Origin of the sequence: Devosia sp. Root105 (genome assembly GCF_001424865.1) — a bacterium.
Lineage (GTDB): Bacteria > Pseudomonadota > Alphaproteobacteria > Rhizobiales > Devosiaceae > Devosia_A.
Window position 1 is genome coordinate 186,776 of the sequence record NZ_LMCR01000020.1, and the last position, 21,609, is coordinate 208,384.

The following is a 21,609-nucleotide window of genomic DNA, read 5'->3' on the forward strand; positions in this document are numbered from 1 at the left end:
TGAGTACGCGGAGAGAACCCCTCATCCGGCCTTCGGCCACCTTCTCCCACAAGGGGAGAAGGCCATCCAACTACTGTCAGTGCTCCATATGCGATAGCCCTGCCCTCAAGGGGGAGGGGAGCTTTCAGAACAGCTCGATGTCGTCGACCACCGGCTTGGTGATGACGCTGCGGCGGCTCGCCGCCACTGCCAGCTCTTCCCTGGCGATCGAAGCGTTGGCGGTGTTGTCGAGCCGCTTGATGAAGGCCCGGCCGGAATAGGGCTTGAACATCACCCGGCGCGCATAGGTGCCGCCGAGGTCTTCCTTGGCCATCTCGTAGCCTTCGTTGGCGAGGAACTCGCGCACGAACTCGATGTTCTTGAGCCCGATATCGTCGAGCGCGCCGTTGATCTTGCCGCCACCGAACACCTTGATCTCAAGGTTGGCCTTGCGGCCGGTGCCGCGCGTCAGCACCTTGTTGATCAGCTGCTCCATGGCGAAGGCGCCATAACGTGCCGAAGCGCCATAGCGGTCCGCCGCCGAGGCCGACTGCTCGGCGAGCAGGAAATGGTTCATCCCGCCGACATTGGCGACCCGGTCGCGCACGCAGGCCGACACGCAACTGCCGAGCACTGTCGAGAAGGTCAGGTCCACCTCGTTCGACACCAGGCAATCCCCCTGATGTACGGTCGTCACCACACCACGATCGAACTCGGGAGGCAGTGAACTCGACATGACCATAGTGACGTGAGATCCAGGATAGAGCGGCATGTCATCGTTACCGTCAATTCGTTAGTGAAGCGCTAACCAAAAGCCTCGCGTCCACCCTGATGCCCTCGCATTCGCAAGGAGCCATTCAGAAATCCGCGCTAGGGTCCGCTGGCACTACGGGGGTTTTCTCTACATGTCTCTGCAAAGGCTCGCCCGCGAGCTCGATGAAACCGCGCGTCAGACCGCCGGCATGGTGGAAGGCGTCACACAGGCCCTCGAACTACTCGCCGACAAGTCGATCTCGGCCGACGAAGCGCGCCGCGAGGCCGCCCGGATCATCATCAACGCCCTGCAGGGCCAGGACCGTATCGAGCAGCGCTGCCAGAACATGGCGCTCGCCGTCCGCCAGTTCGCCCTCCTGCCCCCCGATGCCCCGCAATCGGTCTATGACGAGATCTGGTCAAGCCTGGTGCTCGACGAGCTGCGCGTCCCCGCCCTCTCCGGCAGCGCCAGCTTTGGCGTGCACGGCGAAGCCGAGCTGTTCTGAAGCGCTTTCACGCTTGAGTTGGGCTCGCCCTGACCCCATCCACCGGCTGTCATCCCAGCGAAAGCTGGGACCCCACGGCGAGGGCTCTGCCCTCGTCCGGCTCACAGCCCGTGCCAGCGGATGGTTGGATCCCAGCTTTCGCTGGGATGACACCGGGGTAGTTGCTTCACCCCGAGCAATCGAAAGTCTCAAACCACCTTGGCGCGCACCTTGTAGCGCGGCCGGTCCCACGCTCCGGTCTGCATCACCTCGCCAAGGATCTCGGCGGCGCGCTTCACCTCGGCGAAGCTCAGGTAGAGCGGCGTCAGCCCGAAGCGCAGGATGTCGGGCTCGCGAAAATCCCCGATCACCCCGCGCTCGATCAGCGCCTGCATCACCGCATAGGCCTCGGGATGCCTGAGCGACACCTGGGTGCCGCGGCGCGCCGCATCGCTTGGTGTCGCCAGTTGCAGTTCCGGCGCCAGCCGCCGCACCTCGCTGGTGAACAGCTCGAACAGCGCATCGGCCTTGGCCCGCAACGCCCCGAGGTCGACCCCGTCGAACACGTCGAGCGCCGCATCGAGCGCCGACATCGACAGCACCGGCGGCGTCCCCACCCGCATCGCGCCAATGCCCTCGGCCGGCCGATAGGCCTCGGCAAAGCTGAACGGCGTTGCATGCCCCAGCCAGCCGGTCAGCGGCTGCCGCAACCCCTCGAGGTGGCGCGGCGCGGCATAGACGAAGGCCGGCGCACCCGGCCCGCCATTGAGATATTTGTAGCCGCAACCGACGGCGAAATCGGCATCCGCACCGCCGAGATCGACCGGAAACGCCCCGGCCGAATGGCAGAGATCCCAGATCGTCAGCACGCCAGCCTGCTGCGCCGCCGCCGTCAGCCCGGTCATATCGAGCCGCGCCCCGGTCCGGTAGTTCACCTCGGTCAGCAGCAGCACCGCGACATCCGCGCCGAGTGCCGCCTCGATCTCGCTGGCCTCCACCAGCCGCAGCTCATGTCCCTGCCCCAGCAGTTCCGCGACACCCGCCGCGACATAGGCATCGGTCGGAAAATTCCCCCGCTCCGAGACGATCACCAGGCGCCCCGGTCGTAGCCGCAGCGCCGTCACCAGCACCTTGAACAGGTTCACCGAGGTGGAATCGGCCACCATCACCGTCTGCGGCGCGGCGCCGATCAGCCGCGCGATCCGGTCACCCACCCGCCCCGGCAGGTCGATCCAGTCATGCGTATTCCAGCTGCGGACTAGCCCTTCGCCCCACTGCGTCGCCACCACCTCGGCCATCCGCCCCTTCACCGCACGCGGCAACGCCCCGAGCGAATTGCCGTCGAGGTAGATGATGCCAGGCGGGAGGTCGAACAGGGCTCGCGTGCGGGCAAACGGGTCGGCGGCGTCGAGGGCGGTGATGTCGGTCATGGCGTGATCAATAGCGGGATGTCCGCTTGGCGCAAGCAGCGCCACCAACTCGATCGGCCCCCCCCTCGACGGGGGAGGTTGGGAGGGGTGTGGGGAGCCCCGACGGCCCTGCGCGCGCTGCACACCCCACCCTAGCCCTCCCCGTCAAGGCAGGGCTATCGCATATGGAGCACTGACAGTAGTTGGATGGCCTTCTCCCCTTGTGGGAGAAGGCTAGAGGTGCCCATCGCCGCCATATGCGATAGCCCTGCCCGTCAAGGGGAGGGTGTCCGCCGGTGGTCGTGGCGCATGCGGTTACTCCGCCGCCACCGCCTCGTCTGCATGCCGGTGGATGGCGCCCATCACCTTGCGGCTCATCGCTTCATAACTGCGATCATTGTCGAAGCCGTCGACCAGGCGGAACTCGTGCATCACGAGGATACGGTCGGCCAAAGCCACCATTTCCGGCAGCTCCGACGAGATCAGCAGGATCGCCAGCCCATCATCCGCCAGCTTGCCGATCAGCTCGTGGATATAGGCCTTGGTTTTGATATCGATGCCGACCGTCGGCTCGTCGATGACCAGCAGGTCCACCTTCGCCGCCAGCCACTTCGCCAGCGACACCTTCTGCTGGTTGCCACCCGACAGGTTCCCCACCGCCTGTTCGAGGCTGGGGGTACGGATTTCCAGCTGTCGCGCAAACGGCTCGGCGGCCTTGCGCTCCCTGGCCGCCGTCTGGAAGCCGAGGGCCTTCGCCAGCCGGTCCCAGATGGTCATCGCCACGTTGAAGCGGATCGGGTGCAGCAGCACCACGCCCTCATATTTCCGGTCTTCGCTAAGATAGCCGACGCGGTGCCGCTTCAGTGCCTCTTCGACGGAGCGGATCACCGCCGGCTTGCCGTCGATCGACAGGCTGCCGCCGGTCACTTTGTCTTTCCCGACCAGCGCCCGCGCCAGCTCGGTCCGCCCGGCGCCCACCAGCCCGTAAAGCCCGAGGATTTCGCCGCGCCGCACCGTGAACGAGATATCGCGGTGCCCCGCGGCCGTCGCGATACCCTTGGCCTCGAGCTTGATGGCGCCGGTCGCCGGCTTGGGCGGCCGCACCACGGCGATACGCTCGGCCCGCCCGATCATCGCTTCGATCAGCCGGCCGCGTGTCATGTTGGCGATCGGCTCGCCGATCAGCGTCGTCTCGCCATCGCGCAGCACCGTCACCCGATCCGAGATCGCCAGCACTTCCTCGAGCTTGTGCGAGACGAACAGGATCGCCGCGCCCTCCGCCTTCAGCCGCTTGATCAGCGCGAACAGCGCCTCGGCCTCTTCGCCGGTCAGCGAGGCGGTCGGCTCGTCGAGCAACAAGACCTTCGCCTCATGGCTCAGCGCCTTGGCGATCTCCACCATCTGCATCTGCGCGACGCTCAGGTGCCGCACCTCGGTCCGCGTATCGACCACGAGCCCGATCATTTCGAGATACTTCTTCGCCTCGGCATTGGCCCTGGCGTAGTCCACCAGCCCGGCGCGTCGCGGCAGGTTCTCGAGCAGGATATTCTCCGCCACCGAGAAGCGCGGGATCAGGTTGCGCTCCTGGTGCACTGCCGAAATCCCGAGCCGGATCGCGTCGCGCGGGCTACTGAGCGAAATCTCGGTTCCATCGAGCAGCAGCCGTCCGCCATCCGGCCGGTGCACCCCGGTAATGATCTTGATCAGCGTCGATTTGCCGGCGCCGTTCTCGCCCATCAGCGCATGCACTTCGCCGGCTCTGAGCTCCAGCGACGCATCCTTCAGCGCCCGCACGCCGGGGAACGACTTGCTGGCCTTGTCGACCGTCAGCGCCATCAGCTCTCTCCCACCCTGACGGCGCGATAGCGGTTGAACCACACCGCCGCGAGGATCAGCGCCCCGAGCAGGAACTGCACCCAGTACGGGTCGACCTTCACCAGCACCATGGCATTCTGGATCAGCCCGATCAGCACCACTGCCAAGAGCGTCCCGACGATCGAAATCGCCCCACCGGCCAGGCTCGCTCCGCCAATGATCGGCGCGGCGAACGAGATCACCAGCCAGTCCGACCCAATGGTGGGCTGCGCCGAGCCGAGCTGCGCTACTGCGAGGATGCCCGCCACTGCCGCCAGCAGCCCCGACAGCACATGCGCCGAAATGATCGCCCTGGGCACCGACACGCCGCTCAACTGCGCCGCCGGCGCGTTGCCACCCACCGCCAGCATGTGCCGCCCGGGCACCGCCCGCGAAAAGAACAGCGCCAGGATGACCGTAACCAGCAGCGGCACGATCAGCAGCAGCGGGAACAGCCCGAGCCGCCCATTGCCGAACGCCACGAAATCAGCGGGCAGGTTGTAGAACGGCACCGCCTTGGTGATCCCGAGGTTGATACCGGCGAAGGCCGAAGCGGTCGCCAGCGTCACGATGAAGCCGTTGATGCCGGTCTTCACCGTCAGCCAGCCATTGACGAACCCGGCTGCACCGCCCGCCGCGACGCCGATCATGATCGCCGGCAGTGTCGGCACGCCCAGTGCATCCATCAGCCCGCCGGTGACCACCGCCACCAGCCCGCCCAGCGCGCCGACCGACAGGTTCATCTGCCCGACGCCCAGCATCACCATCTGCGAGTAAGCGACAAGCAGCGACACGCAGATCGAGCGCAGCAGCACGAACAGGTTGAACTCGCTGAGGAAAGCCGGCGCGCTAAGGGCCAGCGCGATGCCGCCGGCGATGATGCCGACGAGTATCCCCGACCATTGCAGGCGGAAGAACGATCTCATAGCGCTCGCCTCGCCTGTTCGCGCGCCACATAGGCGGCGCGGCCGCGCTCGATCAGGATCGCCGCGAGCAGAAACGCCCCGAGGAACAGCGGCAGCCAGAAATTGCCGATCTCCAGCACCAGGAGCCCCGAGCGGATAGTCGACACCAGCAGCGCCCCGAGAATGGTGCCCACCACCGAGACGATGCCGCCCGACAGCGCCGTGCCGCCGATCACCGGCGCGAGGAAGCTCGGCAGCAGCCAGTCGTCGCCCGCTACCGCCGGCATCGCCGCCGCCAGCCGCGCGGTCAGCATCAGCGCCGCCGCTGCGGCCAGTGCTCCGGACAGCGCATGAACGAAGACGATGGTCCGGTCGACCGGAATGCCGCTCATCTCGGCGGCCCGCGCATTGGCGCCCACCGCGAGGATCTGCCGGCCCAATGTCGAATGCTTGAACAGCAGGTAGAGCCCGAGCCCGATCGCCAGCGCCACCACGGCGAGGCTGGGGATCGCCGGAATGCTACCGATCGCCGGCCCGACGGCGCTCTTGCCGAAGGCGCCGAACTCCGGCGGCAACCCGTTGAGCGGCACTGCCTTGGTGAGGATCAGCATGCCGCCGGAAAACAGGCTGGCGCTCGCTAGCGTCACCACGAAACTGTTCACCCCGGTCTTGACGATGGCAAAGCCGTTGAGCCAGCCGAGGAAGGCGCCGAGCGCCAGCGTACCGGCAATCGCCACCGGGATCGGCAGCCCCAGCACCTGCATCAGGTAGCCCGAGAACATCACCGCGCAGACCCCGATCGCCCCGACCGAGAGGTTCATCCCGCCGGTCGCCAGCACCACCATCTGCGCGAAGCCGACGACGATATCGACGGCGACCGAACGCAGCAGCGAGTTGAGGTTGAACTTCGACAGGAACCCCGGCGCCAGGTTAGCGAACACTGCCCACAGCACCACGAGGATCAGGAACAACCCGACCTGCGTCGAGCCGCGGAGCAGGAACGAACTAATCGTTCGGCGGGGTGCCGGGTCCATGGCCGAGGCTGAACTCGGACGAGGCTCGGCGTCAAGCGCAGAGGTCATTGCGGGTACTCTATGGGGCACGGTCTCTCAGTCGGTGCCTTCTCCCCTTGTGGGAGAAGGTGCCCGAAGGGCGGATGAGGGGTCTCTCTCCGCGCACTCAATCGCTCGTCGCTTCGCTCCGATCGCGCAACACTCTGTGTTGCGAACCCCTCATCCGGCGCTGCGCGCCACCTTCTCCCACAGGGGGAGAAGGTAAACCGCACCATCCAGCGTCAGTCATCACGGGCAGCTGAGGAACTTGTCCTTGAAGCTTGCCTGCAGCTCGCCGGTCAGCTTCTTCAGGTCGTCCTTGTAGCTCTCGATATTGGCGGAGCTGATCAGCAGCGTGCCGGAGTCGATGAACTTGGCCGTCTGCGGCGTGGTGATGAACGGCGCATCCGCCTTCACCGTGCAGCCTTCGGCCAACAGGTCCACTGCATAGGCGCCGATATAGCCCTGGCCATAGGGGTTCTGCGCCATGGTGCCGGCAACGAAGCCGTCCTTGATGCCATCGAGCACGATCTTGTCGTCGTCGATGCCGATCAGCTTGATCTTCTTGTCGCCGAGGTTTTTGAGCGCCGTCGCCGCCACGACCGAGGAAATGTAGCCGGTGGCAATCATGCCGCCGATCTGATCCTTCTGCGCGGCGAGCAGCGCGTTGATCTTCTGGTCGCCCTGCTCTTGGTTGTCGGTATCGCCCAGCGTCTGCAGCAGCGTTACCGCACCATTGGTCTCGGCCACGGCCTTTTCCACCGCCTGGACGCGCAGCGTGGTGTTGGGGTCGACGAGGAGCCCGGCGAGATGCACCACCGCGCCCGTGCCACCCATCGCCTCGATCAGCGCCTTGGTGCCGAGATAGGCCGATTGATAGACGTCGGTCGCCATGCAGAACGCCGTATCGGTCGGGTCCTGCGCGCAGCCACCCAGCGCCACCGCCGGAATGTCATTGGCCTTCAGTTCTGCGACGGTCGAGTTGACGCCCACCGCATCACCAGGGAAGTAGCCGAAGCCGGCATAGCCCTGCGCCGCGAGGCTCTCGAACAGCTCGGTCTGCAGCTCCAGCTTCCATTCGGCCGGCACTTTGTATTCGACCGAAGCGATGCCGAAATCCTTCTGCGCATCCGCCGCCGCCTGCTCCCAGGGCGCGAAATACGGGTGCGGACCACCCGGCACCAGGGCAATCTTGTTGTCCGACGCCATGGCGGCGAGCGGCGACAGCGCCACGCCCAAGGCCAGACCCACGGCGAGCGCGCCGCGCATACGGGTAACCTGCATGATCTTCTCCCTTTGTCGGTGGATGCCTCCCGATCCTCCCCGGGCAGCATACACGCTGGCCAAGGCGTAACACTAACGCATATCGCATGCAATATTCTTTTCATTGACTTTCGTCGCACCTCTGCTGTTATGGCGCCCGTCTTCGACGTGAGGGAGGGGGTGCGTGGACCATTCTGACGGCGGGCGCCCCAACCGGTCGCGCCTGCGACCCGAGCTGCGCGAGATGCTCGAAGCAGCCGAGCACGCCGGCACGCTCAGCAACGACCAACTCGGCGTTGTGAGGGCCCGCGCCGCCTCCGAGCTCAGCCTCGCCGGCCACTGGGATCTGAAGGACGATCTCGCCCCGCCGCTCACCTTCACCCTCGGCGATCCCGCCATCCGCTGCCGGCTCTATCGCGGTGGCGATGCCCCCGGCACCATGCTCTTTCTGCATGGCGGGGGCTGGGTCGTCGGCAGCCTCGACACCCATGACGGCGCCGCCCGCGCCCTCGCCAGGGCCGCTGGCTGCAGCCTCCTCTCGGTCGAATACCGCAAGGCGCCGGAGCAGCCGTTTCCGGCCGGACTCGACGATGCCGAGACGGCGCTCCGCTGGGTGATCGCCGAGGGTGCCGGGCTCGGCCTCAGCAGCGAACGCATCATCCTCGCCGGCGACAGCGCTGGCGCCAATATCGCTGCCGCTTTGGCACTACGCGCCCGCGACCGAGGCATCCCGCTGGGTGGCCAGATGCTGATCTACCCGGCGACCGACCTCGCCCATGAGAGCCCCAGCGTCGACGAATTTGCGCATGGCTTCTTTCTCTCCCGCGCCACGCTGCGCTGGTACATCGCCAACTACCTCTCGGGCGCCGACCCCACCCATCCGGAAGCGTCCCCGCTGCTCGCCCCCGACCTCAGCGGCCTCTGCCCCACCCTGCTCGTCGCCGCCGACCACGACCCGCTGCGCGACGAAGGCCGCGCCTACGCCGCCCGCCTCACCGCAGCCGGCAACGCCGTGACGTTCCACGAATGGCCCGGCACCACCCACGGCTTCATGATCATGGCCGGCATCACCCCAGCCGCGCGGGAGCTGATCGGTGTGATGGGGGCTTGGGCGAGGCATGTGTGGGGGTGACCTATCCGGTGCTCTCTGCCCTCGCCCCACCCACCGGCCGTCATCCCGACGAAAGTCGGGACCCACTGCTCGAACAGTTGGATCGGCACGAAACCGACCGGTCCATCACGGCAAGGTTGGCCAGATTGCGCGCGCGGACAGGCCGGAGCACTGGGTCCCGGCGTTCGCCGGGATGACGGCCGGTGGATTAGGGGCCAATCGCAATGCTCGCCGCCGCATACGACTTTAGTATTATGCTTTTCTTAGACTTTGGTCTAATAAACGCCGATCCTGCCTTGACGCTGGCGGCACCCCCGCCGAAGGTGCCGCCGACAAGCGGGGTTTCCCCGCGACAGGGACGAGGAACCTTCATGGCACCAGTAACCATCAACAAGGCCGGCAAGCACTATGGCGGCTTCGAAGCGCTGAAGGGCGTGTCGGTCGACATTTCCGATGGCGAGTTCGTCGTGCTCGTCGGCCCGTCGGGCTGCGGCAAGTCCACGCTGCTGCGCATGATCGCCGGCCTCGAGGAAATCACCTCGGGTGAGATCGGCATCGGCAACCGCGTGGTCAACGACCTGCCGCCCAAGGAACGCGACATCGCCATGGTGTTCCAGAACTATGCGCTCTACCCGCACATGACGGTGGCGCAGAACATGGGCTTCTCGCTGAAGCTCAAGGGCGTGCCGAAGACCGAGATCAAGGCCAAGGTCGATCGCGCCGCGCAGATTCTCGGCCTCGAGAAACTGCTCGACCGCCAGCCGCGCCAGCTCTCCGGCGGTCAGCGCCAGCGCGTCGCCATGGGCCGCGCCATCGTGCGCGATCCGCAGGTCTTCCTGTTCGACGAGCCGCTGTCCAACCTCGACGCCAAGCTCCGCGTGCAGATGCGTTCCGAAATCAAGGAGCTGCACCAGCGCCTGAAGACCACCACCATCTACGTGACCCACGACCAGGTCGAAGCCATGACCATGGCCGACAAGATCGTGGTGATGCGCGATGGCATCATCGAGCAGATGGGCACCCCGCTCGATCTCTACGATCGTCCGCTCAACACCTTCGTTGCCGGCTTTATCGGCTCGCCCTCGATGAACTTCATCAACGGCGCGGCTGCCGATGGCGGCTTCAAGACCACCGACGGCATCCTGCTGCCGGCCGTCAATGTTCCGGCCAGCGCCGCCGTCTACGGCATCCGTCCTGAGCACCTGCACATCGATCCGAACGGTATCGAGATCGAAGTCGTGGTGCTGGAGCCGACCGGTTCCGAGACCCAGGTCATCGGCCGCCTCGGCACCCAGTCGATCAACGGCATCTTCCGCGAGCGCATCACCGCGCAGCCGGGTTCCAAGATCAAGGTGGCGCCGGACCTGAGCGTCGTCCACCTGTTCGACAAGGACGGCAAGCGCGTCAACTAAGCGCTGCCGCTGAATAAAATGACGAAGGCCGCCGTGGGAAACCACGGCGGCCTTTTTGTTTGTCCAGAGGGTGAGGCCCCACCCCACCCAGCTACGCTAGGCCGCTGACGCGGCCAGCTGCGCTACCCTCCCCATCAAGGGGAGGGAGACCCGACTGAAAGCTTCGGCTCTATCGTCTCCCTCCCCCTTGTGGGGAGGGTAGCGCAGCTAGGCGAAGCCGTAGCGAAGCTGGGTGGGGGTGGGCCCCACGCAGCAAGCCGACCTAGTGCCCCCGCTGCCCGATCAGCCGCGAGCGCAATGCGTTCGACAGGTTGTCGAACACAAACACCACCATCAGGATCAGCAGCACCATATAAGCCACTTTGTCCCAGTCGGAATTGGTGCCCATCGCCTCGAGCAGTTTCAGCCCGATACCGCCCGCACCCACGGCGCCGATCACCGTGGCCGAGCGGGTGTTGCTCTCCCAGAAATACAGCGACTGCGAGATGAACACCGGCAGCACCTGCGGCACCACGCCGAAGCGGTTGACCACGGTCGGCGATGCCCCCACCGACTTGACGCCCTCGCGCTGCCGATCGTCGACATTCTCCAGCGCCTCGGCATAGACCTTGCCCAGCGCCCCGGCGTCGGTGAAGAAGATCGCTGCGATCCCCGGGATCGGCCCGGGGCCGAAGCCGCGGGTGAAGAACAGCGCCCAGATCAGCATGTCGATCGAGCGCAGGAAGTCGAAACCCCGCTTCATCACCCAGTTCACCGGCCGCGACCGCGTGATGTTGCGCGCCGCGATGAAGGCCAGCGGAAAAGCGAACAGCGTTGCGAGGAGCGTACCGACAAACGCCATCACCAGTGTCTGCAGGAGCTTCGACAGAATGTCGCCGTGCTGCCAGACGCCATTGCCGAGGAAATCCTTCACCGCCGTATCGAAGTTCGAGCGCGCCGGATCGATCCGCTCGGTGCTGAACATCAGCTGGATCACCTCGAGCGGGTTACGCCCCCAATAGGCCGAGTGCGTATCGAACCAGAAATTGGCCCAGCCGAGGAAGCGGCGCTGCACATAGACCTGGTTGGTGCGCACCTCCGCCTGCCCGGCAAAGCCGTAGTCGACGATCACCTTGCTGCCGTCCTGCTGCACCGCGCGCGGCGCATCGGCCGGCGCGGTGACGCTGTCGGCGCCGATGGCGATCTCATGCGGCGTACCTCCGACATAGGCGACCACCAGGTTCGGCGTCACCTCCAGCCGGTCGCCCGCGCCGCCGAAGATCACCGTCATCGAGCCATCCTCGTGCGGCGTCAGCCATTCTATTCGGGCATCCCTAGGATACTGCCCGCGGCTCGACCAGGTGGCGGTGACCTTGCCGTCGGCAACCTTCAGCCGCGGCTGCGCCCGCCACGAATACCAGTCCTGCAGGTAGAGCGCCGCGCGGTCCCATTTGCCGTTCTCAAAGGCCGGACCGACATTGAAGAAGGCGTAGCAGAAGCCGAGATAAAGCACCGTGACGACGAGCCCGATCAGCAACGCCCAGCGCCGCCACCACGGCTTGTGCAGCACGGCGGCATGCTCGGCTTTCAGCCGGGCGCGGTCGCCCGCGTCCATTGTGAGCCCGTTCGACATCACGCTGCTCCCCGTCCGAATTCGAAGGCCTGGTTGCCGACCAGCCGGCGCCGCAGCCAGCCCGAGAACTGGTCGACGGCGATGATGGTGACCAGCAGCAGGATGATGATGGCGTAGGTCTTGGCGGCATGGTTGTTGCCGATCGACAGACGGAACGCCTCGCCGATGCCGCCGCCGCCCACCGCGCCAATAATGGTCGAGGCGCGCACGTTGATCTCGGTGCGCAGCAATGTGTAGGAGACGAAATTCGGCAGCACCTGCGGCAGCATGCCGAAACGCACCCGCTCGAGCCAGGTGGCGCCGACTGCCCTCAGCCCCTCGTCGGGCTTCATGTCGGCATTCTCGACCACTTCGAAGAACAGTTTGCCGAGCGCCCCGATGGTATGGAGCGACACCGCGAAGATCGCGGCGATCGGGCCGATCGAGAGGATCGCGGTGAGGAGGCCAGCAATGACGATCTCGGGGAAGGCGCGGAGGATTTCCATGATGCGGCGCACCACGAAGCGGACGGCGCCGGCGCCGACCAGGTTGGTGGCAGCAAAAAAGCAGAGGCAGAAAGCGAGGCCACCGCCGATAATGGTCGAAACGATCGCGATGTTCACCGTGACCATCAGTTCGTAGATGAAATGCGGCACGTACAGCGTGTCGGTGAAATACATCCGCTGCGAGGTGAAATCGTACTTCATCGAGCCGTCGGCATAGGGCGACGGCTGGTCGAACATCGCCCGGAAAATCTCCAGCGGGTCGTTCGGTACGAAGCTGCGGAGAAAATCGAACAGGTAGGGCAGCCGCTCGAAGAACTTGCCCGAGTTCGCCGCATTGGCGAAATTGAGCGACAAGGCCAGCACGATGGCGAACACCACCAGCGCGATGATGGAATAGACGCGCCGGGTGCGGATCTGCTGGCGATAGTGACCGTAAACAGTCCGGGTCGCGTCGCTGATGCCGCCGGCTGGATCGTGCGCGATATGCGCCATGCCGTGCTCCTGATGTCGAAACGGCGGCACCTCTGGGGTACCGCCGTTTCCATTCATTGGGTGTTGGGATCAGTCGCCGATCACGGACTTACGGGCAGCTACGATGGTGTCGTAGAAGGCCGGCTCGACTTCGACATAGGCGGTGTTTTCGCCACCGGTGAAGCCCTGGAAGCAGGCGAGATCCTTGGTCGGCAGCTCGAGGAAGAACGCCTGGATCTTGGCCTTCAGCTCTTCCGGCAGCTTGTTGGAGACCATCAGCGGGCCGTTCGGGATCTGCGGCGAGCGCCACAGCTCGACGATATCATCGGTGTCGAGGATGCCCTTCTCGACCATGGTGTGGAGGTTACCCGTGGTGTAGCCCTCGGCCCATTCGCCGACGCCCGAACCGAAGGTGGTGCCCGCATCCCAGGTGCCGTCGAGCACGCCGAGAACCAGGTTTTCATGGCCGCCGCCGAAGCCGGTCTCGCCGAAGAACTCGGCCACCGGAGCGCCGATATCGGCCGGCAGCGAGACGTTCGGCACGAGGTAGCCCGAGGTCGAATCCGGGTCGGCGAAGCCGAGCTTCTTGCCCTTGAGGTCGGCGAGCTTGGTGTAGCCCTTGTCCTTGCGGGCAACCAGCAGCGAATAGTAGCCGGTCGAGCCGTCGGCGCCGGCAGTGGTCAGGATCGGATCGACCGCGGCCGGGTCCTGCAGCACGATGGCGGCATAGGACGAAGCGCCCATCGAGGCGATGTCGATGGTGCCGCCGAGCAGGCCCTGGATCACGCCGTTATAGTCGGGCGACGGGAAGATCTGCACTTCCGGCACGCCGGTCGCGACCTTCAGGCCCTCGGCGACGCATTCGGTCTTGCGGATCTGGTCGGCTTCGTTCTCGGAACCATCGAGACCGATGCGGAGGACCGAGACATCCTGCGCGAACGCAGTGCTGGTCATGGTGAGGGCGAGAGTCGCCATCAGGACGTTACGGATCGCGGACATGGAAGTCTCCTTTGGTGACGCGATTGGCTTTCCGCCACCTGTCGCGCCGCGCAAGCAGGCGGCTGACCGGCAGGAGCGGAAACTCTGAAATCTCAGTTGGGCAGGCCGGCCGAAGCGAGCGGGGCCTCGAGGGCGCCCGCCGGCAGCTCGGCGTGCTTCTTCTTTTTCCTCTTGGGGACGATGGCCTCGAGGCTGGTCGAGGTCATTTCCTCCGAGAACGCTTCTTCGAGGCCGTCGGCGCCATAGAGCTCACGCGCCACCTCGGTGGTCAGTTGCTCGGGCGTGCCATCGAACACCACCCGGCCGGCCGACATGCCGATGATCCGCTCGCAATAGGCGCGGGCGGTATCGAGGGTGTGGAGGTTGGTGATCACCGTGATCCCCTGCTCCTCATTGATCGCCTGCAGCGAATCCATGACGATCTTGGCATTGCGCGGATCGAGCGAGGCGATCGGCTCGTCGGCGAGGATCACCTTGGGCTCCTGCATCAGGGCGCGGGCAATGGCGACGCGCTGCTGCTGGCCACCCGACAACGTCTGCGCCCACTGGCTGGCGGTCTGGGCGATATCGAGCCGCTCCAGCGCCCTGAGCGCCAGCAGTTGCTCTTCCTCGGAGAAGATCTGGAGGAGGCTCATGATGGTGTTGCGGCGGTTGAGCCGGCCGAGCATCACGTTGGTGATGACGTCGAGGCGCGGCACCAGGTTGAACTGCTGGAAAATCATGGCGCAGTCGCGCTGCCAGTCACGCAACGACTGCCCGCGCAGCGACGAAACTTCGAGGCCGCCGAACTCGACGCTGCCTTCGCTGACATCGATTAGCCGGTTGATCATCCTGAGCAGGGTGGATTTGCCGGCGCCGGAACGACCGATGACGCCGACCATCTGACCGGCGGGGATTTCGAGGTTGACGTTGTCGACCGCCACCTTGGCGCCGAAGCGACGTGTAACCTTGGAAATCTTCAGCATGCGCACAAACCCCGTCCAATCGACGGGGCCAACTCGTAAGGCGGCTACACGAAGCGTGCGTGAAGGTTGGGTGACGTCTTGATGACAGTGGAAAAGCGCCTGTCGCAGGGGGCTAACCCCCTCTCTGATCACGCCTTTCCATCACCGGGTCATTGCCGCGAAAGCGGGAACCTCGGTTTGTGGAGCGTCCTGTCGCGCACCAGAACAGAGATTCCCGCTTTCGCGGCAATGACCGGTGTGTGGGGTACGAGCAGTTTACTCGTACTTTTCGAGGAAGGCTTCGATCTCCAGCGCACGGAAATCCGGCAGCGCCTGATGCAGCTTGTCGTGGCTCCAGTCCCACCAGCCCAGTGCCAGAAGGCGATCGGCGATCGGGCCGGGGAAGCGCTGGCGGATCGGCTTGGCCGGCACGCCGACGGCAATGGCGAAGTTGGCGACGTCCTTGGTCACCACCGCGTTCGAGCCAATGATTGCCCCATGCCCGACCTTGACGCCCGGCATGATCACCGCGCCGTGGCCGATCCAGGTGTCATGGCCGATCTCGATGCCGTTCTCGGCCCGCCACTCGAAGAACGCCGCGTCATCGGCTTCGCCCTCAAAGTACCAGCTCGAGCGGTAGGTGAAGTGATGCAGCGAGGCGCGCTGCATCGGGTGCTTGCTGGCATAGATGCGCACATTGGCCGCGATGTTGGCGAACTTGCCGATCTCGGCATAGGCGATCTGCGTGCCCTCGACGCAGTAGGAGTAGTCCCCCAGGCTCGAGCGGTTGACGTGGCAGTGTGCGCCGACCTCGGTGTACTTGCCGAGGACGGAATCCTTGACCCGGGCGGTCGGATCGATGACAGGCGCCTCCGAGAGCTTCATGCGGCTTTCCTTGCGGCGAACAGGGTGACGTCGACGATGCGGTCGGCAACCTGAGCACGGACCTCTTCGTCATGGAAAATGCCGAGCAGCGCCACACCGGCTCGCTTCTTTTCGGCAATCATCTCCACCACCACGGCGCGGTTGGTGGCATCGAGCGAGGCCGTCGGCTCGTCCAGCAGCAGCACGGGATGCGGGGTGATGAAGCCACGGGCGATGTTCACCCGCTGCTGTTCGCCACCCGAGAAGGTCGCCGGCGGCAACGACCACAGCCGCTCGGGCAGGTTGAGCCGCGCCAGCAGCTCACGCGCCCTCGCCGTGGCCTCATCCCGGGAGACGCCACGGCTCACCAGTGGTTCCGCCACCACATCGACCGTGGTCACCCGCGGCACGGTGCGGAGGAACTGGCTGACATAGCCGATGGTGTCGCGGCGGAGATCAAGCACGGTGCGTGGGCTGGCCGTCGCGAGATCGACAGGCTGGCCGTGATGCAGCAGCGAGATCGACCCGGCATCGACGCCATAATTGCCATAGACCATCTTGAGCAGGCTCGATTTGCCAGCCCCCGAGGGACCGCCAAGCACCACGCACTCGCCGGCATTGACATCAAACCCGACACCCGAAACCACCGGCAGCACGATGCCGTCGCGCAGGTGCATGGTGAAGGACTTTGCGACGTCTGAGACTGAAAGCAGGGCGGTCATTTGTTAGACTCCGGTGCGTGGGGCCACCCCCACCCTTGATCCCTCCCCACAAGGGGGAGGGAGACGACTGCACTATCAACGCCCCCGATGAAGCGGCCCCTGCGCCTCCCTCCCCCTTGTGGGGAGGGAATGAGGGTGGGGGTGGCCGCGCGCTCCGGCGTCACGGTCACACCTGCAAAATCGAGCTGACGAGCAGCTGCGTATACGGCTCGCGCGGGTCGTCCAGCACCCGGTCGGTGAGGCCCTGCTCGATCACGTGACCGTCCTTCATCACCATCATGCGGTGCGACAACAGCCGCGCCACCGCCAGGTCATGCGTGACGATGATGGCCGAGAGCCCCAGATCGGCGACGAGGCCGCGGATCAGGTCGAGCAGGCGCGCCTGCACCGAGACGTCGAGCCCGCCGGTCGGCTCGTCCATGAAGACCAGACGCGGATGGGTAACGAGGTTGCGGGCGATCTGCAGCCGCTGCCGCATGCCGCCGGAAAAGGCGCGCGGTTCGTCATCGACCCGGTCCTCGGCGATCTCGACGCGACCGAGCCATTCGATGGCCGTCGAGCGGATCCGGCCATAGTGCCGGTCCCCAACCGCCATCATCCGCTCGCCGACATTGGCGCCAGCCGACACGGTCATCCGCAGCCCATCCGCCGGGTTCTGGTGCACGAAACCCCAGTCGGTGCGCATCAGGAAGCGCCGCTCGGCCTCGCTGAGGTCGTAGAGATTGCGCCACACCTCGTCACGCATCCGGTACTCGGCAAGGCCGGAGGTCGGCTCCAGCCGGGTCGAGAGACAGTTGAGCAGCGTCGTCTTGCCCGAGCCGGATTCCCCGACAATGGCCAGCACTTCGCCCGGCCACAGCTCGAACGACACATCGGCGCAGCCCATCCGGCTGCCGTAGAACTTGCTGAGGTCGCGAACACGGAGGAGAGGTTCGGTCACGATTTGGCTCCTAGGCTAAACGACTGCCCCACCCACCGGATCATTCCCGCGAAAGCGGGAACCTCCGTTTCGGTGCGCGCCGCAAACAGGGATCCCCGCTTTCGCGGGGATGACCCGGTGGATGTGGGACAGCTTGGGGCCAATAGCGTCATTCTGCTGCCTCCAGGGCGTGGCCGGCAAGCTTGCCGCGGTGGCCGTGCTCGCGGCGGTCCTCGCAATTGTCGGTGTCGGAGCAGACGAACATGTGCCCGCCCCGGTCATCGAGGATCACCTCGTCGAGATAGACCCCGGTGGCGCCGCACAGCGCGCACGGCTCCTCGAAATGCTGGATCTCGAACGGATGATCCTCGAAATCGAGGCTCACCACTTCGGTATAGGGCGGTACTGCGTAGATGCGCTTCTCGCGCCCGGCGCCGAACAGCTGCAGCGCTTCCGACATGTGCATTTTGGGGTTGTCGAACTTCGGCGTCGGCGAAGGGTCCATCACGTAGCGGCCCTCGACCTTCACCGGATAGGCGTAGGTCGTGGCGATGCGGCCATGCTTGGCGATATCCTCATAGAGCTTCACATGCATCAGCCCGTATTCCTCGAGCGCATGCATCTTCCGCGTTTCGGTCTCGCGCGGCTCGAGGAAGCGCAATGGCTCGGGGATCGGCACCTGGTAGACCAGCACCTGCCCCTCGGTGAGCTTGGCTTCCGGGAAACGGTGGCGGGTCTGGATGATCGTCGCCTCTTCGGTATGGGTGGTCACCTCCACCTGAGCGACCTTGGCGAAGAAGGCGCGGATCGACACCGCATTGGTGGTGTCGTCGGCACCCTGGTCGATGACCTTCAGCACGTCATTGGGCCCAATGATCGAGGCGGTAACCTGCACCCCGCCAGTGCCCCAGCCATACGGCATCGGCATCTCGCGGCTGGCGAACGGCACCTGGTAACCCGGCACCGCGATGGCTTTGAGAATAGCCCGGCGGATCATCCGCTTGGTCTGCTCGTCGAGATAGGCGAAGTTGTATTTGGCGATGTTCATTTGGATTGTCCCCGACGCACCGACCCTGCGACCGACCACGGAGTCATTCCCGCGAAAGCGGGAACCTCTGTTTGCGGTGCGGGAAGTAAGAAAACGGAGGTTCCCGCTTTCGCGGGAATGACCCGGTGGGTTGAACGAATGCCTGCGTGTGCGGCGACTGAAGTCATTCTGCCGCCTCCGGATAGGCTTCTGCTTCGTCGGCAATGTCGTGCTCGGCGCGCATCTCGCGCAGCAGCCCGAGTTCGCCCTGGAAATCGACATAGTGCGGCAGCTTCAGGTGCTCGACGAAGCCGGTCGACTGCACGTTGTCGGAATGCGAGATGACGAATTCCTCGTCCTGTGCCGGATGGTTCACATCCTCGCCGAGCTCGGCGGCGCGCAGCGAGCGATCGACCAGCGACATCGCCATGGCCTTGCGCTCGGCCTGCCCAAACACCAGCCCGTAGCCGCGGGTGAACTGCGGCGGTACCTTGGCATTGCCCTTGAACTTGTTGACCATCTGGCACTCGGTGACCCGGATACGCCCGAGGTTCACCGCGAAGCCGAGCTCCGGAATATCGAGCTCCACCTCGACCTCGCCGATGCGGATCTCGCCGACGAACGGATGCGAGCGGCCATAGCCGCGCTGCGTCGAGTAGCCGAGCGCCAAGAGGAACCCTTCGTCACCGCGGGCCAGCGCCTGCAGGCGCCGATCACGGTTCAGCGGGAACTCCAGCGGTTCGCGGGTGAGATCGCCGATCTCCTCCTGCACTTCGGACACGTCGGGCTCGATCAGCCCCTGGTGATCGAGCAGGTCAGTGACCCGCGGCGCCGGCTCGTCTGCGCTGGCGCGCGCCATGGCTTCATCGACCGCAGCGCCCTCGGCAATGCTGGGGTCGAGCAGGCGGTGCGTATAGTCGAAGGTCGGTCCGAGTAGTTGGCCACCCGGCAGATCCTTGAACGTCGCCGAAACGCGGCGCTCGATCTTCATCGCCGCAGTGTCGATCGGCTTCGAATAGCCGAAACGCGGCAGCGTGGTGCGATAGGCGCGCACCAGGAAGATCGCCTCGATCAGGTCGCCGCGCGACTGAATGATGGCCAGCGCCGCCAGCTCGCGGTCATAGAGCGAACCCTCGCCCATGGCGCGATCGACCGCGAGGCCGAGCTGTTCGATGATCTGGTCGAGGCGCAGCGCCGGCACCGAGCGATCGCCGCGACGGCGATCGGCGAGCAGCCGGTGAGCATTGGCAATGGCGGCCTCACCGCCTTTGACGGCAACATACATGGCTCAAGCCTCCGAGATGCGAGTGGTGCGCGGCAGGCCGACAACCGTGCCGGCGCGAACCAGCAGCAGGTCGACGCCGCGGGGGAAACGGGCGCGGTTATCGGCCCACTGCTCGATGAAATCGCCGCCGGGCAGCGGCAGCTCGGTGCTGAACTGGTCCTTGATCCCCGGGCCCTTGAGGGTCACCGGCCGAGCACCGACGCCGACAGCGAGGACGACCGTGGTCGAGCGATCCGGGTACTCGTCGGTGCCCTGCCCAAAGCGATCGAGCGCCGGCAGCAACGCCATGTCGCTCACCAGTGCGAACGCCGCCGCGCCGATATCTGATGTCAGCGGCGCGCCGCAGTGGAACGCCAGCCAGGCCACCACCGCCTCATTGGCGGCGAGCACCGGATCGAGCCATACCAGTGTGTCGTGATCGCACAGCGTCAGCGCCACGGCGCCGAGTTCCGGCGTCAGCGGCGCCGGCGGCGCGGCATCGGATGCGATGGACTGCACCGAGCCCGGACGGGCCAGCGCCTCCATCACGGCGCGGAACACACTCTGCGCCCCCAGCACCAGGTCGGCGAAGCCGCCTTCGATTGTCGTATCCATCAATCGTCTCCCCGGACCATGGTGAAGAAGTCGACCTTGGTGGCCGCCGTCTCGTCGCGGAGCTTGGCATCGGCTGCCGCCTGCTCTTCGCGCAGCGGCCGCAGCACCAGCGACTCCACCGCCTCGGCGTCGCGCTGCAGCAGCGCATCGAACAGCGCCGACTGCACCGCCTTGTCGCCGTCGCGACCGAGGCAATAGGCGTGCCCGACCTCGCCGGTTTCGAGCCGCACCGTGGCGCGGGTGACCGTCGCTTCGCCGAGGTTGAAGGCGTTGCCGCCACCACCGGCGCGGCCGCGCACCATCACCAGCCCGGTCTCCGGGCCACGCACCTTGTGGTAGGCGGGCTTGTCGGACCAGGCAGCCCAGAGCTCGCCGAGCCGCTTCGGCGTGGCGTGGCTTAACACCGCCATCGCCTCCTGCCGGGGGTTATTCTGGGGCGCCTGTTGCATTGGCTCTTGCTCCAACTTGTATAGTAAAATAGACAAGTGATGTCGTTTCGCCCCGCTATAGGCCGACCGTGTGAAGATGCAATGACAATCTTGAGCCGTACCGAAATCGCCCCGGCCGGAGGCGTGGCCCTGTGGCGCCAGATCGCCGACGCCATCCGCCTCGACATCATCGGCGGCAAGCTCGAAAGCGGCGACAAGCTGGCGGGCGAGCTGACGCTGGCCGAGCGTTTCGGCGTCAACCGCCACACCGTCCGCCGCGCCCTCGCCGTGCTGGAAGAGGAAGGCGTGCTGCGCGCCGAACACGGCCGCGGCACCTTCGTCGCCGAGGCCCGCCGCCTCAGCTACCCGATCGGCCGCCGCACCCGCTTCTCCGAAGGCCTTGCCGGGCAGGTGCGCCAACGCAGCAGCCAGTTGCTGTCATCGAAGATCGAGCGGGCCACGGCACGCCTCGCCGAGGCATTGGCGGTGAAAGTCGGAACGCGATTGATCCGGCAGGAAACGGTCTCCTTCGCCGACGGCCGCCCGCTGGCCCGCGCCAGCGGCTGGTTCCCCGAGACCCGCTTCGCCGGCTTCGATACCGCCTATGTCGAAACCGGCTCGGTCACCGCCGCGCTTAAGCGTTACGGCATCGAGGACTATTCGCGCGGTTCGACCCGCATCTCGGCCCGCCACGCCACCACCGAGGAAGCCCAGGCGCTGAAGCTCGCCCCGGGCGCGGTGGTCCTCGTGTCCGACGCCGTGGACCTCGACGCCGAGGGCGTGCCGATCCACGCCATGCTGACGCGCTTTCCGGCGGACCGGATGGAGCTGGTGGTCTAATCTTGCGGACAAATGGAGGGGGCGAATGGAAGCCAATGCCGATCACAACGGTCATCGCGTAACCCACCGGCACCGCCTGCACTGGTTCGAACGAACCCTGGCCGTGCTGACGACGCTATCGGCTGTGGGGATCATGCTGCTGGAGGTTGGACGGAGCCTGGTGCTCTGGCCTTAGAGTTGGTGCCCCACCCCACCC

The 21,609-nt window shown here is 65.7% G+C and carries 22 protein-coding genes; 5 read left to right on the top strand and 17 right to left on the bottom strand.

Translation table 11 applies throughout. The annotated features are described in order from the left end of the window. Positions 1 to 124: 124 nt before the first annotated feature. Positions 125 to 646, bottom strand: a complete 522-nt coding sequence (locus tag ASC68_RS26435) for a hypothetical protein (RefSeq protein WP_056003541.1) — start codon at positions 644 to 646, stop codon at positions 125 to 127. A gap of 238 nt (positions 647 to 884) precedes the next feature. Here ASC68_RS26435 and ASC68_RS26440 point away from each other — a divergent pair, with 238 nt between their 5' ends. Continuing rightward, complete coding sequence (locus ASC68_RS26440) at positions 885 to 1,238, top strand: hypothetical protein (RefSeq protein WP_055886871.1); 354 nt, start codon at positions 885 to 887, stop codon at positions 1,236 to 1,238. A gap of 188 nt (positions 1,239 to 1,426) precedes the next feature. Here ASC68_RS26440 and kynU read toward each other — a convergent pair whose 3' ends face one another. From kynU to ASC68_RS26465, 5 genes are all read right to left on the bottom strand, one after another. Beyond that, positions 1,427 to 2,647: a kynureninase gene (kynU, locus tag ASC68_RS26445; RefSeq protein WP_055886874.1), complete on the bottom strand. Its 1,221-nt coding sequence runs from the start codon at positions 2,645 to 2,647 to the stop codon at positions 1,427 to 1,429. A gap of 294 nt (positions 2,648 to 2,941) precedes the next feature. Beyond that, positions 2,942 to 4,462, bottom strand: coding sequence for a sugar ABC transporter ATP-binding protein (locus ASC68_RS26450; RefSeq protein WP_055886877.1), 1,521 nt, complete (start codon positions 4,460 to 4,462; stop codon positions 2,942 to 2,944). Then, positions 4,462 to 5,406 (bottom strand): ABC transporter permease, encoded by a 945-nt coding sequence (locus tag ASC68_RS26455; protein ID WP_055886880.1) that lies wholly within the window; start codon positions 5,404 to 5,406, stop codon positions 4,462 to 4,464. Before ASC68_RS26455 ends, ASC68_RS26450 begins: the two co-directional genes overlap by 1 nt. Further along, a complete protein-coding gene (locus ASC68_RS26460; protein WP_248310608.1) occupies positions 5,403 to 6,467 on the bottom strand; it encodes an ABC transporter permease in 1,065 nt (354 codons plus the stop codon). The genes ASC68_RS26455 and ASC68_RS26460 overlap by 4 nt, the downstream gene beginning before the upstream one ends. Positions 6,468 to 6,686: 219 nt before the next feature. Beyond that, complete coding sequence (locus tag ASC68_RS26465) at positions 6,687 to 7,721, bottom strand: sugar ABC transporter substrate-binding protein (RefSeq protein WP_055886888.1); 1,035 nt, start codon at positions 7,719 to 7,721, stop codon at positions 6,687 to 6,689. A gap of 163 nt (positions 7,722 to 7,884) precedes the next feature. On the opposite strand from ASC68_RS26465, the gene ASC68_RS26470 reads away from it, so the two are divergent. Together ASC68_RS26470 and ugpC are read left to right on the top strand one after the other, a co-directional pair. After that, positions 7,885 to 8,832: an alpha/beta hydrolase gene (locus tag ASC68_RS26470; RefSeq protein WP_055886891.1), complete on the top strand. Its 948-nt coding sequence runs from the start codon at positions 7,885 to 7,887 to the stop codon at positions 8,830 to 8,832. A 350-nt stretch (positions 8,833 to 9,182) separates the two neighbouring features. Then, positions 9,183 to 10,223 carry a sn-glycerol-3-phosphate ABC transporter ATP-binding protein UgpC gene (ugpC, locus tag ASC68_RS26475; RefSeq protein ID WP_055886894.1) on the top strand — a complete coding sequence of 347 codons (1,041 nt, stop codon included), beginning with the start codon at positions 9,183 to 9,185 and terminating at the stop codon, positions 10,221 to 10,223. Positions 10,224 to 10,485: 262 nt separating this feature from the next. On the opposite strand, the gene phnE (ASC68_RS26480) is transcribed toward ugpC, so the two are convergent. From phnE (ASC68_RS26480) to phnG, 11 genes are all read right to left on the bottom strand, one after another. After that, on the bottom strand, positions 10,486 to 11,835 hold the full coding sequence (phnE, locus tag ASC68_RS26480) for a phosphonate ABC transporter, permease protein PhnE (protein ID WP_055886896.1): 1,350 nt from the start codon (positions 11,833 to 11,835) through the stop codon (positions 10,486 to 10,488). Beyond that, positions 11,835 to 12,812: a phosphonate ABC transporter, permease protein PhnE gene (gene phnE / locus ASC68_RS26485; protein ID WP_055886900.1), complete on the bottom strand. Its 978-nt coding sequence runs from the start codon at positions 12,810 to 12,812 to the stop codon at positions 11,835 to 11,837. Before phnE (ASC68_RS26485) ends, phnE (ASC68_RS26480) begins: the two co-directional genes overlap by 1 nt. 69 nt (positions 12,813 to 12,881) lie before the next feature. Then, on the bottom strand, positions 12,882 to 13,790 hold the full coding sequence (phnD, locus tag ASC68_RS26490; RefSeq protein ID WP_055886903.1) for a phosphonate ABC transporter substrate-binding protein: 909 nt from the start codon (positions 13,788 to 13,790) through the stop codon (positions 12,882 to 12,884). A 92-nt stretch (positions 13,791 to 13,882) separates the two neighbouring features. Beyond that, positions 13,883 to 14,755 carry a phosphonate ABC transporter ATP-binding protein gene (gene phnC / locus ASC68_RS26495; protein WP_055886908.1) on the bottom strand — a complete coding sequence of 291 codons (873 nt, stop codon included), beginning with the start codon at positions 14,753 to 14,755 and terminating at the stop codon, positions 13,883 to 13,885. 255 nt (positions 14,756 to 15,010) lie between these two features. After that, positions 15,011 to 15,619 carry an acetyltransferase gene (locus ASC68_RS26500; RefSeq protein ID WP_055886912.1) on the bottom strand — a complete coding sequence of 203 codons (609 nt, stop codon included), beginning with the start codon at positions 15,617 to 15,619 and terminating at the stop codon, positions 15,011 to 15,013. Further along, the gene (gene phnL, locus ASC68_RS26505; protein ID WP_055886916.1) at positions 15,616 to 16,320 is read right to left on the bottom strand and encodes a phosphonate C-P lyase system protein PhnL; all 705 of its coding nucleotides are present in this window, start codon (positions 16,318 to 16,320) and stop codon (positions 15,616 to 15,618) included. Before phnL ends, ASC68_RS26500 begins: the two co-directional genes overlap by 4 nt. A gap of 166 nt (positions 16,321 to 16,486) precedes the next feature. Further along, the gene (gene phnK / locus ASC68_RS26510; protein WP_156387459.1) at positions 16,487 to 17,263 is read right to left on the bottom strand and encodes a phosphonate C-P lyase system protein PhnK; all 777 of its coding nucleotides are present in this window, start codon (positions 17,261 to 17,263) and stop codon (positions 16,487 to 16,489) included. Between the two features lie 145 nt (positions 17,264 to 17,408). Then, a complete protein-coding gene (locus ASC68_RS26515) occupies positions 17,409 to 18,287 on the bottom strand; it encodes an alpha-D-ribose 1-methylphosphonate 5-phosphate C-P-lyase PhnJ (RefSeq protein WP_055886919.1) in 879 nt (292 codons plus the stop codon). A gap of 163 nt (positions 18,288 to 18,450) precedes the next feature. After that, entirely contained in the window at positions 18,451 to 19,551 is a 1,101-nt protein-coding gene (locus tag ASC68_RS26520; RefSeq protein WP_055886922.1) for a carbon-phosphorus lyase complex subunit PhnI, read from the bottom strand. Between the two features lie 3 nt (positions 19,552 to 19,554). After that, entirely contained in the window at positions 19,555 to 20,145 is a 591-nt protein-coding gene (gene phnH / locus ASC68_RS26525; RefSeq protein ID WP_055886926.1) for a phosphonate C-P lyase system protein PhnH, read from the bottom strand. Further along, positions 20,145 to 20,594 carry a phosphonate C-P lyase system protein PhnG gene (gene phnG / locus ASC68_RS26530; protein WP_055886929.1) on the bottom strand — a complete coding sequence of 150 codons (450 nt, stop codon included), beginning with the start codon at positions 20,592 to 20,594 and terminating at the stop codon, positions 20,145 to 20,147. Before phnG ends, phnH begins: the two co-directional genes overlap by 1 nt. 81 nt (positions 20,595 to 20,675) lie before the next feature. Here phnG and phnF point away from each other — a divergent pair, with 81 nt between their 5' ends. Continuing rightward, a complete protein-coding gene (phnF, locus tag ASC68_RS26535) occupies positions 20,676 to 21,413 on the top strand; it encodes a phosphonate metabolism transcriptional regulator PhnF (protein WP_156387460.1) in 738 nt (245 codons plus the stop codon). Positions 21,414 to 21,438: 25 nt separating this feature from the next. Continuing rightward, positions 21,439 to 21,588, top strand: a complete 150-nt coding sequence (locus ASC68_RS28850) for a hypothetical protein (RefSeq protein WP_156387461.1) — start codon at positions 21,439 to 21,441, stop codon at positions 21,586 to 21,588. Positions 21,589 to 21,609: the final 21 nt, after the last annotated feature.